9 protein-coding genes and 1 pseudogene are annotated in these 14,288 nt (G+C 59.4%); 5 read left to right on the forward strand and 5 right to left on the reverse strand.

The genetic code is table 11. The features are described 5' to 3' along the window. Window position 1 precedes the first annotated feature (1 nt). Together AB5Y99_RS06360 and rluC are read right to left on the reverse strand one after the other, a co-directional pair. Window positions 2–664 (reverse strand): HAD-IA family hydrolase, encoded by a 663-nt coding sequence (locus AB5Y99_RS06360; protein WP_368209055.1) that lies wholly within the window; start codon window positions 662–664, stop codon window positions 2–4. Beyond that, window positions 664–1,608, reverse strand: a complete 945-nt coding sequence (gene rluC / locus AB5Y99_RS06365) for a 23S rRNA pseudouridine(955/2504/2580) synthase RluC (protein ID WP_368209057.1) — start codon at window positions 1,606–1,608, stop codon at window positions 664–666. The genes AB5Y99_RS06360 and rluC overlap by 1 nt, the downstream gene beginning before the upstream one ends. 413 nt (window positions 1,609–2,021) lie before the next feature. Between rluC and rne the strand changes: the two genes are divergently transcribed. Further along, window positions 2,022–5,081, forward strand: a complete 3,060-nt coding sequence (rne, locus tag AB5Y99_RS06370) for a ribonuclease E (RefSeq protein WP_368209059.1) — start codon at window positions 2,022–2,024, stop codon at window positions 5,079–5,081. 115 nt (window positions 5,082–5,196) lie between these two features. Further along, a pseudogene (locus AB5Y99_RS06375) lies at window positions 5,197–5,645 on the forward strand (IS3 family transposase); the annotation flags it as partial. Window positions 5,646–6,328: 683 nt separating this feature from the next. Here AB5Y99_RS06375 and fruA read toward each other — a convergent pair. The 3 genes from fruA to fruB are packed head-to-tail and all read right to left on the reverse strand — an operon-like array spanning window position 6,329 to window position 10,139. Next, on the reverse strand, window positions 6,329–8,053 hold the full coding sequence (gene fruA / locus AB5Y99_RS06380) for a PTS fructose transporter subunit IIBC (protein ID WP_368209061.1): 1,725 nt from the start codon (window positions 8,051–8,053) through the stop codon (window positions 6,329–6,331). Continuing rightward, on the reverse strand, window positions 8,050–9,039 hold the full coding sequence (gene pfkB, locus AB5Y99_RS06385; RefSeq protein ID WP_236375118.1) for a 1-phosphofructokinase: 990 nt from the start codon (window positions 9,037–9,039) through the stop codon (window positions 8,050–8,052). The genes fruA and pfkB overlap by 4 nt, the downstream gene beginning before the upstream one ends. Continuing rightward, window positions 9,039–10,139, reverse strand: coding sequence for a fused PTS fructose transporter subunit IIA/HPr protein (gene fruB / locus AB5Y99_RS06390; RefSeq protein ID WP_236375114.1), 1,101 nt, complete (start codon window positions 10,137–10,139; stop codon window positions 9,039–9,041). Before fruB ends, pfkB begins: the two co-directional genes overlap by 1 nt. A gap of 296 nt (window positions 10,140–10,435) precedes the next feature. On the opposite strand from fruB, the gene cra reads away from it, so the two are divergent. The 3 genes from cra (at window position 10,436) to AB5Y99_RS06405 (ending at window position 14,087) form a co-directional block, all read left to right on the forward strand. Further along, window positions 10,436–11,422 carry a catabolite repressor/activator gene (gene cra / locus AB5Y99_RS06395; protein WP_368209063.1) on the forward strand — a complete coding sequence of 329 codons (987 nt, stop codon included), beginning with the start codon at window positions 10,436–10,438 and terminating at the stop codon, window positions 11,420–11,422. A 660-nt stretch (window positions 11,423–12,082) separates the two neighbouring features. Further along, on the forward strand, window positions 12,083–13,276 hold the full coding sequence (locus AB5Y99_RS06400; protein WP_323892280.1) for an aromatic amino acid transport family protein: 1,194 nt from the start codon (window positions 12,083–12,085) through the stop codon (window positions 13,274–13,276). Between the two features lie 253 nt (window positions 13,277–13,529). Further along, a complete protein-coding gene (locus AB5Y99_RS06405; protein ID WP_368209065.1) occupies window positions 13,530–14,087 on the forward strand; it encodes a hypothetical protein in 558 nt (185 codons plus the stop codon). Window positions 14,088–14,288 lie beyond the last annotated feature (201 nt).

Below are 14,288 nucleotides of genomic sequence, written 5' to 3' on the forward strand. Positions count from 1 at the left end.
TCTATAACAGCCCGCGAAGAGCCGCCATAGAATCCACCACCGCCACTGGCCCGTGACGACTGAGGGCATCGCGGCTATCCACCCCCCAGGTAACGCCAATACGCGGCATGGCGATCGCCTCGGCCATCGCCATATCGTGAACAGAGTCGCCGCTCATTACCGCCTGCCGGGGTGACAGCCCCAGCTCGTCCAGGATCTGCTCAAGCATCAGCGGATCAGGCTTGGAGCGAGCCTCATCGGCCCCACGACTGGTCACAAACAACGGGTGCAGCCCGGTCTCATCCAATACTCGATCCAGCCCACGGCGCGATTTCCCGGTAGCGACGGCCAGTTGCAGTCCCAGTGACTGCCAGTCATGTAGCAACTCCCCTGCCCCGGCAAACAGCGGGCTGGGGGTCGCATCGTGCAGATAGTGATGACGATAGCGATCGATGAGTGCGGCAATCTGGCGCTCATCTCTGGTAACGCCACTGTCACTGCATAAGGGGAACAGACGGGACATGGCGACATCAAGGCTCAATCCGATGATCTGCCGGATCTGGGCTGGAGCAGGAACCGCCAGCTCACAATCTCTGGCGGCCCCCTGCACACAGGCCACAATCCGGCCCACCGAATCCATCAGGGTACCGTCCCAATCGAAAATGGCGAGCCGGATATCCTGCATCAGCGTGGCAAGCCGTTGAGGAAGTTGTCGAGTTCAGGTGCCAGCGGCGCTTCTACCTGCATCTCGCGACCATCGGCCGGATGGGTGAAGCTGAGCTTCCAGGCATGCAAAAAGAGCCGTTTTAGCCCTTGGCTGCGCATTTTCTCGTCAAACGCCGCTTCACCGTACTTATCGTCACAGGCGATCGGATGACCTGCATGCAGGGTGTGCACGCGGATCTGGTGGGTACGACCAGTAATGGGGCTGCACTCGACCAGAGTCGCTTCGGCAAATTGACGCACGATGCGGAACCGGGTTTCGGAGGGCTTGCCATCGGCACTGACCCGTACTACCCGTTCACCGGATTGCAGATCGTTTTTGCGCAGCGGCGCATTAACCACCTTGACGTGAGCCTGCCACTTGCCACGCACCAACGCCAGATACTGCTTGCGCATGGTCTTGACGCGCAACTGCTCATGCAGGCTGCGCAGGGCGCTGCGTTTTTTGGCAACCAGCAATACACCAGAGGTGTCGCGATCCAGTCGATGAACCAGTTCGAGGAAGCGGGCTTCCGGACGCAGTGCGCGCAGCCCCTCGATAACGCCAAAGCTCAGGCCGCTGCCACCGTGTACTGCCATGCCGGAGGGCTTGTTCAGCACGATCATGGCATCGTCTTCGAACAGGATCTGGCTCTCCAGACGCTGGATAACCCCGAGGTTAGCTGAAGGCAGCTCATTCTTCTCGGCAACGCGCACGGGGGGCACCCTCACCTCGTCACCTGCGCAGAGTTTGTACTCCGGTTTGATGCGCTTTTTGTTTACTCGCACTTCGCCTTTACGAAGGATGCGATAGATCAGGCTCTTGGGGACGCCCTTTAGCTGAGTCTTGAGAAAATTGTCGATGCGCTGCCCGTCATGCCCAGCTTCGATGGTGAGCAGCTGCACTTGTTGTTGTATCTGTGTCATGGCGCGGATTTTAACACTGCCAGCGCCCCTTGGCTGCATGGTTTGTTGAAAAATGGCGCCTTGCTATAAAAGAGGTTTAAATGGGATAATAAACAAGGTTTTGTCATTGTGTTCAAGCCTTGTACTAAGTGGCCAAAAAGTATGCCACCCAATCCCGAAACACCGTGTATACAAGAACATGACGGTTCCCGGGTGCGAGGTACAACGCATGGAGAACACAAACATCACCGTTTATTTGTCTCCATTTCGGCATCCTTACTCATTCCTTCTCGAGAAGTGATGACCAGAACGCCCTTAGTTTGCGCCTCATGCATACCCCAACCGGGAGGTTGCCCCAGTATGCTGAAGACCCGAGGCCGGCGCTGGCAGGACCCAGATGGAGGAAATCAAAATGACACAATAATGAGAACTCAATGAAAAGAATGCTTATCAACGCAACTCAAGAAGAGGAGTTGCGCGTAGCGCTGGTTGACGGACAACAGCTCTACGATTTGGATATTGAAAGTCCGGGACACGAGCAGAAGAAAGCGAACATTTACAAGGGTAAGATCACCCGCGTAGAACCCAGCCTTGAAGCTGCTTTTGTCGACTACGGCGCCGAGCGCCACGGTTTCCTGCCGTTGAAGGAGATCGCCCGCAATTACTTCCCCTCCGGTTACTCCTATCAGGGTCGTCCCAACATCAAAGAAGTGGTCCGCGAAGGTCAGGAAGTTATCGTCCAGATCGACAAGGAAGAGCGTGGCACCAAGGGTGCAGCCCTCACCACCTTTATCAGCTTGGCCGGTAGCTACTTGGTACTGATGCCCAACAACCCCCGTGCCGGTGGTATCTCCCGCCGCATCGAGGGTGATGAGCGGACCGAACTGAAAGAAGCTCTGAGCGGATTGACCGTGCCGGAAGGCATGGGCCTGATCGTGCGCACCGCCGGTGTGGGCAAGTCGCCGGAAGAGCTGGAGTGGGATCTGAACGTTCTGCTCAACCACTGGGACTCCATCCACAAAGCCTCCCAGGAGCGCGCCGCGCCGGTGCTGATCCACCAGGAAAGTAACGTCATCGTGCGTGCCATCCGTGACTATCTGCGTCGCGATGTGGGCGAGATCCTGATCGACAATCCGGTGATTTTCGAACGCGCCAAGGCCCATATCGAGCTGGTACGTCCCGATTTTCTCAACCGTGTGAAGCTGTACAAGGGTGAAGTTGCCTTGTTCAACCACTTCCAGATTGAGAGCCAGATAGAATCAGCCTTCCAGCGTGAAGTGCGCCTCCCCTCCGGCGGCAGCATCGTTATCGATCCGACCGAAGCCCTGACTTCCATCGATATCAACTCCTCCCGCGCCACCAAGGGCGGCGATATCGAAGAGACGGCGCTGCAAACCAACCTGGAAGCGGCCGACGAAATTGCCCGTCAATTGCGTCTGCGCGACTTGGGTGGCCTGATCGTAATCGACTTCATCGACATGACCCCGGTTCGCCATCAGCGCGAAGTGGAAAACCGTCTGCGTGAAGCGGTTCATCAGGATCGTGCCCGCATCCAGCTGGGCCGGATCTCCCGTTTCGGTCTGCTGGAGATGTCTCGCCAGCGTCTGCGCCCTTCCCTCAACGAGTCCAGCAGCCACATCTGCCCCCGTTGCCAGGGTCAAGGCGTGATCCGTGACAACGAATCCCTTGCCCTGTCCATCCTGCGTCTCATCGAAGAAGAGGCCATGAAGGACAACACCGAGCAGGTTCACGGCCAGGTGCCGGTGGATGTTGCCGCCTATCTGCTCAACGAGAAGCGTGCCGCCATCGCCAGTCTGGAACAGCGCAATGATGTGCGTGTTTACATCATTCCGAACCAGCATCTGGAAACTCCGCACTACGAAGTGACTCGCATTCGTCAAAACGAGATCCCAGAAGCGGCCAGCTATGAGCTGAAAACCGAGATTGCCAAGCCGGTCTACCAGCCGAAGCAAGCTCAGGTGATCGAGCGTGAACAACCGCTGTTGCAAGGCTTTGCCCAACCGGCACAACCGGCCCCTGTTGCACCGCAACAGCCAGCGGCTCCCGTTGCTGCGGCCCCTGCCGAAGCCGGTTTCTTCAGCAAGCTGATCAAAGGCATTACCGGCCTGTTCAGCAGCGATGCAGCCCCTGCCGACGTGAAAGCGCCCGCCGAGAAACCTGCTGCTCGTGAAGCACGCAAGGATGAAGGTCAACGTCACCAGCGCGAAGAAGGTCGTGGCCGTGGTCAGCGTCCTCGTCGTGACGACAATCGTGGCAACCGCAACAATGCGGAAACTGGCGAGAAGCGTGAAGGTGGCAACCGCGAAGCCGGTGAAAACCGCAATCGCCGTCCCCGCAAAGAGCGCGAGCCTCGTCAGGAGCGTGAAGCCCGTGGTGAGGTGCGTAGCGAACAGCGCATGGAACGTGAACCCCGTCAGGAGCGCGAACCTCGCGAACCGCGTCAGGAACGTGCGCCACGTCCTGCCCGTGAACCTCGTGCTCCCCGTGAGCCGCGCACCGAAGTCGTTGTTGAAGCGGTAGACGCCGTTGATGCAACTGCCATCCAGCCACGTCAGGAGAAAGAGCAGAAAGTGGCCGAGCGCCGCGAACGTCGTCAACTGCGCAAGCAGATCCGTGTCGATGTCGCCGCTGCTGACACCTCTGCCCTGCCGGTTGACGAAGTAGCAGCGCAAGCTGACGTGATCGATGCCACCGTGGGTAACGAGCAGGAAGAGCAGAGTGAAGGCCAGCGCCGCTCACGCCGCACTCCTCGCAGCCAGCGTATCGAAGGTCAGCGCCGCAAGCGCATCAACGAAGATGCCCGCAGCCAACGTGACGAAGAACAGCAAGATACCACCACTCTGACCACCGCAGCCCAGGCAGATATTGCCAAAGCGCAGGTTGAAGAGCCGGTAGTGCCTCTTGTTACCATCCCGAGCGCTGAAGCCGTCGCTGCTGCCCTGCAAGCCTCTGCTGCACTGACCGAGCATGTGGTTGTCGAAGCCGTTGCTGAAGAAGCTGCCGAGCAGGCTGCTGCCCAGGTCGAAGCAACTCAAGCCGATGTGGCTGCCAGCCCGGTTGTTGCAGCTGTCGCAGAAGTCGTGGTTGCAGCAGAGCCGGTTGCCGACATGGCTGCCACTGAAGTCGTTGAAACTGCTCCGGTTGTTGAAGAAGCCCCTGCTGTCAGCACTCCTGTCGTGGAAGCTGTACCGGCTGCAGTCGAAATACCAGTTGCTGCCCCGGCACCTGTCGCTGCGGTTGTGGTGGAAGAGACTCCGGTCGTGACCAAACAGGTAGCTCACGGTGCTGGCCTGCTGGCTCGTGCCCGCAAAGCATCCGCCCCGATGGCAACCCCTGCCGAAGCCCCTGCCCTGCCTGCCCGTGAGCCGGTTAACTACCCGCCGCTGGTACGCAACGAAGTGAGCACATCAGGTCGTCATGGTGGCAGCACAGCCGCCGTCAACGTGGCCACCTGCCCGGCCGGTCGCCCCTAAGCAACCCGGGTTGATCCCCTAAACAAAAGCCACACCAACCGGTGTGGCTTTTTTATTTCTCTTGTCCAATCCTGAATATGGTTTACACCTTCCCCCCCAATAAATGGAGAACCCGATGGGACAAGGTGTGAAACGGACACAGCGCGATTACTCGCTGACTTTTAAACTGACACTCGTCGAGCAGATTGAAAAAGGCGAGCTCACCTATAAACAGGCTCAGGTGCGTTATGGCATTCAGGGCCGCTCCACCGTTCTGGTATAGTTGCGTAAACATAGTCGGCAAGATTGGAGCCAGGGGGCTTCTGTACGCGCCGGCAGGAGCATCACCATGCCTGACCCCGACAACCAGACGCCCGAACAGCGCATCAAGGAACTCGAGCAGCAGCTGGCGCTGATGAGTCAGAAGGCCCGGTTCTTTGAGGCCGTCGTCGATGTACTCAAGAATGACTACGGCGTCTCCATCGTAAAAAAGCGACCCGGCAAGTCCTCTCGCAGCGGCAAGTCGAGAGGCTGACCATTGTCAGGGCTTGCCTGTTTCTGGGGATAAGCCGGCAGGCTTACTACTCCCCCGTGTACTCACAGACACATTAATCCCCATGCTCTGCAAAGCAGCTTTGTCTGTTATCTCTCTATCATTGAACACTGCGTTAACTCATGTTTACTTTTTCACGTAACAGAGAAACCAGTTTTTCAGCGCCTATGTTCAGCATGAGGCCAACTGATTTTGTTTGTTTAAAACCTTGTTTGTTGGCATACAAATGGTTGTATAGACAACGGTCTGCAATGGGCTGGTGTGGGGTTCAAGATTCATTTGATATGGAATCCTCTGGTTCAATGCATACTTGCCAACCAGGGCATTCGGTTGTACCGAAACCTGAATCCTCCTTTCGCAGAAATGGGGGGGGGGGGCGACATAAAGCAAACCAGCCTCAAGTCTTGTTCAACTGATGATCAACTCAGGTTGCATCTACACAGATGTACATATAGGTAACTGTCGCTGATACAGATTTGCTTCCCGAAAGTTCGCCAGTTCCCCCCTATCCTAGCGGCAGCACAATCTATACACGGGATATTGGTTACGGCCCTTCCCCACACAATTAAGTGTTGAAACTGAGCCTGACGCTGGCCCTGATACGCGAGACTTCAGTAACCGCTGCTCAACGATTCTGTTTAAAAGGCATATAAAAATGCCGCCCGGTTTTGCAACCGGGCGGCATTGATCATCTTCTGTTATCGAGGATGAGCTATCAGGCCGTGGCCAGCTTGGCCTGCTCTTCGCCGCGTTTGAGCATGGCGTAGGAGACACCGGTCAGCAGCGAGCCTGCCGCAATCGCCACGATATACATCATGACGTTGCTAATGGCGTGCGGAATGAACAGCACGAACAGGCCGCCGTGGGGTGCCATCAGCTCACAGCCGAACAGCATGGAGAGCGCACCGGTCAGTGCGCCGCCAACCATACAGGCCGGGATAACGCGCATCGGATCCTTGGCGGCAAACGGAATGGCCCCCTCGGAGATAAAACACAGACCCAGCACGAAGGAGGCTTTTCCCGCTTCCTGCTCCGCCTTGATGAACTTGGTGCGAGCCAGGAAGGTCGCGATCCCCATCCCCAGTGCCGGCACCATGCCGGCGGCCATCACCGCAGCCATCGGGGCGTAGGTTTTGGAGGCCAGCAGGCCGACACCGAAGGCGTAGGCCGCCTTGTTGACCGGGCCGCCCATGTCAAAGCACATCATGGCACCGATGATTACGCCCAGCAGCACGGCGTTGGCAGAGCCCATGTTGTTGAGGAACTCGGTCATAGCATTCATGATGCCGGCCACCGGGCCACCCACCACGTAGATCATCACCAGGCCGGTAAAGAGGCTGGCAAACAGCGGAATGATCAGGATCGGCTTGAGCGCTTCCAGGGTAGTCGGCAGGCGCACCTTGTCGCTCAGGTACTTGGCGCTGTAACCGGCCAGGAAACCGGCCACGATACCGCCGAGGAAACCGGCGCCCAGCGAGCTTGCCAGCATACCGCCGATCATGCCGGGGGCGAGACCCGGGCGGTCAGCGATGGAGTAGGCAATGTAACCGGCCAGCACCGGGATCATCAGGGCGAAGGCGGAGCCACCACCGATCTTCATCAGGGCAGCAGCCAGGGTGCCTTCCACCTTGAACGCTTCGATACCGAACACAAACGAGAGCGCAATGATAAGGCCACCCGCCACCACCATCGGCAGCATGAAGGAGACGCCGGTCAGCAGGTGCTTGTAGGGGCCGGCTTTTTCCTCTTTCTTGGGCTGGCTGGCACCGCTGTGGCGATAGAGTGTCGCCTCGTTCCACGCCTTGTCGAGCTCGGCGCGGGTTTTCTTCAATGCCGCGCCGGTGCTGGTGCGATATACCGGCTTACCGTCAAAGCGCGCCATGTCCACCTCGATATCGGTGGCGAGGAACACCAGATCGGCAGATGCAATCTCCTCGGCGGTCAGGGCATTCTGGGCACCGACCGAGCCTTGAGTCTCGACGCGGATCTGATAACCCAGCTGTTTGGCCATGGTCTCCAGCGCTTCTGCCGACATAAAGGTGTGGGCCACACCGGTCGGACAGGCGGTCACCGCCACAATGCGCTTGCCAGCGGCGGCCGGTTTGGCGGCAGCGGGCGCGGCTTGATGACGATAGACGCTGGCACCGCTGGTTGCGGCTTCCAGCAAGGCAGCCGGATCCTGCAGGGCGAGATCCATGCTGCCCTGATAGACTCGCTTGCCATCATAGGCGGCGAGATCCACCGGGGCACTGGCGACAACCAGCACCAAATCGGCGGCGGCAATCTGCTCCTTGCTCGGTACTTGGCGGGGCTGCACACTGGAGCCGACGTCGAGGGTGAGTTCCCAGCCAGCCAGTTTGGCCTGCTGTTCTATCCGTTTTGCAGCTAGAAAGCTGGTGGCAATGCCCGCCGGGCAAGCCGTAACCAAGATTGCTTTCATTGGGCATCTCCTGAGTTTTCCATTGAGGGGGTATGGCATTGAACCGGTGCCAGCTCATCCAGAGGCTGTACGCGCACCTGTTCAAGTAAAGGGTTGAGCACATTGATATCGTCAAAGCCGACCGCCACCTGACTGACCGCCAGTGCCGAGACGGCGGTGGCCAGCCGCAGGGTCTGCTCCGGCGCCCAGCCAAGGCTCAGACCATGGGCGAGACCGGCGACCAGGGAGTCGCCAGCACCGACCGTGCTGACCACCTGCATCCGCGGCGGAATGGCCTGCCAGACGGCATCTGTGGCAAACCAGATCAGGCCGTCGGCGCCGTTGGAGATCACCACGTTGGGGATGCCGCTTGCCTGCAGCGCGCGGGCACACTCGGCCTGCTCGCTCAGGGTCTTGATGGGGCGGCCTGCCCACTGGCTCAGCTCCTCCAGATTGGGTTTGACCAGGGTCGGCGCCGCCTTGATCCCTTCGCTTAAGGCCGCGCCGCTGCAATCAAAGATCACCTGCTTGCCCTTGGCCTTGAGCAGGCGGATCAGATGGGCGCAGTAATCGGGGGCCACCCCTTTGGGCAGGCTGCCCGCCAGCACGAACCACTCAGCATGCGCAGCCAACTCGTCGATGGCCTGCTCCAGCGCGCTCACCTCCCCTTGCTGGATGGTGAGCCCCGGCAGGTTGAGATCGGTGACCCGACCAGACTGCTCGGAGATCTTGACGTTGATGCGGGTGCTGCCCACGACACGGACAAAGTGATCATCCAGCGCCCGCTCAGCAAACAGGGAGACAAAGCTCTGCTCATTGTCTGCGCCAAGCCAGCCGGTGACGCCCACCTCGCGGCCCAGATCCTTGAGCACCATGGCGACGTTGATCCCCTTGCCCGCCGCGCGCAGGTTGGCCTCGCTCACCAGATTGACCTCACCCAGGCTCATCGCCTCGAGGCGGGTGGTGAGATCGAGGGCGGGGTTGAGGGTAATGGTGACAATCTTCATCAGTGTGCCCCCTCGCCAAGACCAGCGGCGATGGCCTCACCGATCCCCTTGAGGGCCGCTTCGGCATCTGCCCCTTCGGCGCGAAATGCCAGACGGTGCCCGCATTTGACGCCAAGGCCGATCACCTTCATCAGGCTCTTGGCGGAGACCGCCTCGCCGCTGCCATCCAGATTGGCAACCCGGATGTCGGATTCAAACTCTTTGGCCACCTTGACCAGCATGGCGCCGGGACGAGCGTGCAAGCCGTGGGGGTTGATGATGGTGAAGGTTTCGGAAAGACCGTTCGCTGGCCCTGCCTGCAACATGGCCAACCCGTCGCTGCCCGCCAGCGTGGCAAGTTGACCGGCGGCTGCCAGTTTGGCCAGATTCTCCAGTTGCGGCAGATGGCCGCTATCTGCGGCGCACAGTAGCAGCATGGCGCTGACCGGCAGCTCCCCTGCGTGAAGTTCGCTGCTCGGGGTGGCCAGCACCCAGCCAGTCTGGGCCGCTTGCGCCCGAGCGAGCCAGACGCCCTCGCCCAGATAGGCGGGATCGCTTGCCAACAGGGCGCTCACCATGGCGGCATCGCCCCAGCCCGCCGATTTGGCGCGGGCGGCTGCTCCCAGCAGCAGTTGGTCGCGATCATCGGCCGGGAAGTCAGCCAGGGTCAGGTATTGCACCTCTTTGGCGGCAGTGGCGCCAGTCAGGATGTTGATGATGGTGTCGGCATCGGTGGCCTCTTTGAGCTGAGCTGCCGCCTGCTCGTCACCCAGCACATGGGTGAGCTGGCGCAAAATGCCCAGATGCTCGTCCGACTTGGCGGCGATACCGATGGCGACATAGGCGATCTGCCCCTCGTCCCACTCGATGCCGTTGGGGAACTGGGCCACCATGACGCCGGTGCTCTTCACCAGATGACGGGTATCGGTGGTGCCGTGGGGAATGGCGATGCCGCTGCCAAGATAGGTGGCATGCTGCGCTTCACGGGCCAGCATCCCATCCACATAGCCCGCTTCCACCAGACCGGCTTCGGTCAGTTTGCCTGCCAGCAGGGCAATGGCGTCCGACTTGGTCGCCACCGACTGCCCCAGCAAGATCTGCTCTCGCGCCAACTTCAACATAGAGACTCTCCATCAGGTTCCGGCCGCGCCGGTACGTCACAATTGAACATTCGGGTAACTCGCCAGCTGACAATAGACCCGAACACGGTTCACTGTGATCGGGGCCCGATTTTCAGGCCACTGGGTCTCTTCGTTGCTGACAGGCTGAATCGTTTCACTTACACTCAGACTGAATCGTTTCAGCGAATTGATCAAGTACCCACAAAGAGTGCTTTTCAATGATATGATCCCGCGCACACTTTTCGGTGCCCTCACCCGGCAGTGACCGTGGGCCTTGCAACTCAAACAGAGCCAATATGATGAAACTGGATGAAATCGCCGCCCTCGCCGGTGTCTCGCGCACCACGGCAAGCTATGTGATCAATGGCAAGGCCGACCAATACCGCATCAGTCAGGCCACCCGCGACAAGGTGATGGCCGTGGTCACCGCCCATAACTACCAGCCGGACAGCCGCGCCGCCTCCCTGCGTGGCGGCCAGACCAAGACCCTCGGCTTTATCCTGCCCGACCTTGAGAACGCCAGTTACGCCAAGCTGGCCAAACGGCTGGAACAGGGGGGCCGGGCGCAGGGCTATCAGCTGCTGATCGTCTGCTCGGAAGATGAGCCCGCCACAGAAAAAGAGCTGGCCCAGATGCTGGTGAGCCGCCATGTGGACGCCCTGCTGGTGGCCAGTTGCCTGCCGCCGGACGACCCCTTCTACGGCAAATTGCAGGCGCAAGGCAGCCAGATCCTCGCCATCGACCGGGCGATGGCCGCCGACAAGTTCGTCACCGTCGCCAGTGAAAACGAGAAAGCGAGCTTTGATCTCACCAGCTCCCTGCTCACCCCGAACTTACGCCATATAGCCTTGATCACCGCGCTGCCAGCACTCACGATCAGTCAGGAGCGCAAAGCCGGTTTCGAGCAGGCGGTCGCCAGTCATAGCGCGGCTCGCCACCTGTGTGAGGGGGATCACTTCTCCCGCCTTGAGGGGTATCGCCTGATCAAAGACCTGCACCAGCAGCTGGACCAGTTGCCCGAAGCGCTGATCACCACCTCCTATATCCTGATGGAGGGGGTACTCGACTACCTGTTGGAGCAAGAGATCGACATGAGCCAGCTCGCCATGGCCACCTTCGGGGACGATCGCCTGCTCGACTTCCTCCCCTTTGGCATCAACTCCCTGCCCCAGCAGCACGACGCGCTGGCGAGCCAGGCGCTGGAGCTGGCGCTCAAGGCGGTGAACGGCGACTACCAGAGCGGGCTGCACTATGTGAGCCGCACCCTCAAGCGCCGTCGCTGAGCCGCCTGCGGCAATTGCTCACAACCACACAGGCTGCCAGCACAAACTGCCTCATGAGCAGCCAGAACTGACAGCCTGTGCGGCAGATCTTCTCAACGCCCACGTTTGCACGCGTCTGTTTGACCGGCGGAAGATCGGCCAACCGACCGACAGGGCTTCCCCCCCTGCTCAGGGCCCGTTTATCGGCCCATCGGCTCGCTATAAATTGAATTTATGGCTTTTGGCCGTATGACCCTATTTTTACTTATACCGAACCATTCGGGCCGCTAGCGCCCTGTTTTGCCCTCTGTCGCCCCTTCCAGACGCCTGTAGCAACCCCCTCCGATCCCGAGGGCCGGTTGAAGCGGATTGACATCAACACCTCAAGGCGCACATTTTTTCGGCGCTTAGCATCAAGTGTCATTTTTTATTTCCACTTAAATGCCTTCCACAGCACAAGTTCCGCTTTTTAGGGGTTGTCTCCGCTATTTTGATCCGCTAACGTGGCAAACATATTTTACAACTGACAGGTTATAGGTACAGATGTTCCCGTTCCGATATTGCTAGCCTCCGGCCCTATCACCGGAGGCACCTTCTGATAACGCCAATCGGCCCCCTCTTGTTGACGTCACTGCTGACATCGCCTGTTTGCACTGACACCGCTACGTTCGGATGGATAACATGAATACCAAAACCCTGGGTTGTACCCTGTTGATTGCCGGCACCACCATAGGCGCCGGCATGCTGGCCCTGCCGCTGGCCTCCTCCTCCCTCGGCGGCCCCGCCACCCTGATGTTGATGGTCGGCCTCTGGGCCCTGATGGCCTTCACCGCCATGCTGCAAGTAGAGGCAAGCCTCAACACCGGCAAATGGTACCTGCACCAGCTGGCGGACCATCTGCTCGGCCCCTGGGGCAAGCGCATCGCCTCCTTCTGTATCCTGATGTTGTTCTACTCGCTGGCCTCCGCCTACATCAGCGGCGGTAGCAGCCTGCTGGCACAGGCGCTGGCCGATGCAGGCATGACCCTCAGCCAGGAGCAGGCCGCCTGGGCCTTTACCCTGCTGTTTGGCGGCATGGTCTGTGTCGGCACCCGCTCGGTGGATTACCTCAACCGGCTGATGTTCACCGTCAAACTGGTGATTATGGTGGTGGTGCTGGCGCTGCTGCTACCACGCACCGAAGGGCAGCATCTGCTCTCGATGCCGCTGGGTCAGGGCCTGTTGCTGGCGGGCCTGCCGGTCATCTTCACCTCGTTCGGCTTTCACGGCTCCATTCCGAGTGTGATGCTTTACCTCGGTGACTGCCCCAAGCAGTTGCGTCGGGTCTTTGTCTGGGGCTCAGCACTGCCGCTGATCCTCTATGTGCTGTGGCAGGTAGCAATCCTAGGTCTGCTCGGCCAGCAAGCCCTGCTGCAAACCGGCGGCGCGCTGGACAGCCTGTTGGCCAACGTCGGCAAGCTGGTGAGCTGGCCTGCGTTTAATCAGGCGATGCACCTGTTTGCCGATCTGGCACTCGCCACCTCCTTCCTCGGGGTGACGCTGGGGCTGTTCGACTTTATGGCCAAGGCAACCCGCCGCAAGGACAACTGGCAGGGCCGCAGTCAGACAGGTCTTATCACCTTTGTGCCACCATTGCTGTTTGCCCTCTACTTCCCGCAGGGCTTTATCATGGCCCTCGGCTACGCCGCCATTGCGCTGGCGATCCTCGCGGTACTGTTGCCGGTGGCACTGGTATGGCAGAGCCGCAAACAGGCGCCCGCCCACCACTACCGCGCCCCGGGTGGCGCAGTGGCGCTGGGAGTGGCCGCATCCATGGGGGTGGTGATTGTTGGCGTCCAGATCAGCGTCAGCATGGGGCTGCTGCCCGCGCTGTAATCCCCGATACTGAATGCTCCAAATAGCCAAGCCCCGCCAATTAACTTGACGGGGCTTTTTGTTGGAAAAGAAATCAAGTTGGATACAGGCATCCGCCATTAATTAAGAGAGCTCCCCTTACCAAACAAACACCCAAACCTTCAGCTATATACCGACCTTTTTACTACCCAAGCCTGAATAATCAGTTCAAAAACCGTTCATGCCCCTTCGCTACACTGCCGGCTCGTTTATCGCTATCAGGAGTTTGAAAACAATGATGTTGCACCTCAAGAAGAGCACCCTTGCCCTCGTCCTGCTTGCCGCCAGCGGCGCACTCAGCGCAGCCGAAATCGCCAACAACAATATTACCGAGGCGGAGATCAAGGCCGCGCAGGATGGTTGGGGCGCGGCGCTTATCAAGATCAGCGATGATTATCGCGCCGGTGGGATTGAGCGCGCCAAGGCGACCGCCGAAGCGGTGCTCGACAGCGCCTATGGCTACCAGCAGGGGCCAGTGCTGTTCAAACCCACCCTCGCCGGTGGCGAGCAGACCTTTCGCACCAACCGCGAGGGGGCGCTGGCCTACTTTGTCGGCAACAACAGCGCCTACCCCACCGACAAAGGGTTCGCTCTGAAAAACTGGCAGAGCTATCGCTATGACAATGCCGCCGTCTATATCAACGGCGACATGGCGCTGACCATGGGCAAGGTGCATCTGGTAGATCGCGACAACAAGGAAACTACAGTCGACAAGACCTGGGGTTTCAAGAAGGGGGATGATGGCAAGGTGCGTATCGTGCTGCACCACTCCTCCCTCCCTTACGAGGGGTAATGACGGGGCTCTGCCCACCATCAACACGGTCAAATACAGCCCTGCCACCTCGGCAGGGCTGTTTGTTTTGCGCCTGCGCTTGGCAGATGGCAAGTGAATAGATGACGGTCGTGCTAACGCAGTTTGCTGCTACCCTCAAGGCAAACCATTGAGATGCCGAGCAATATCGCGTCTCTGAACACCAGCCACTCGATATCATCA

Source organism: Aeromonas sp. R4-2 (assembly GCF_040908295.1).
Lineage (GTDB): Bacteria > Pseudomonadota > Gammaproteobacteria > Enterobacterales > Aeromonadaceae > Aeromonas > Aeromonas veronii.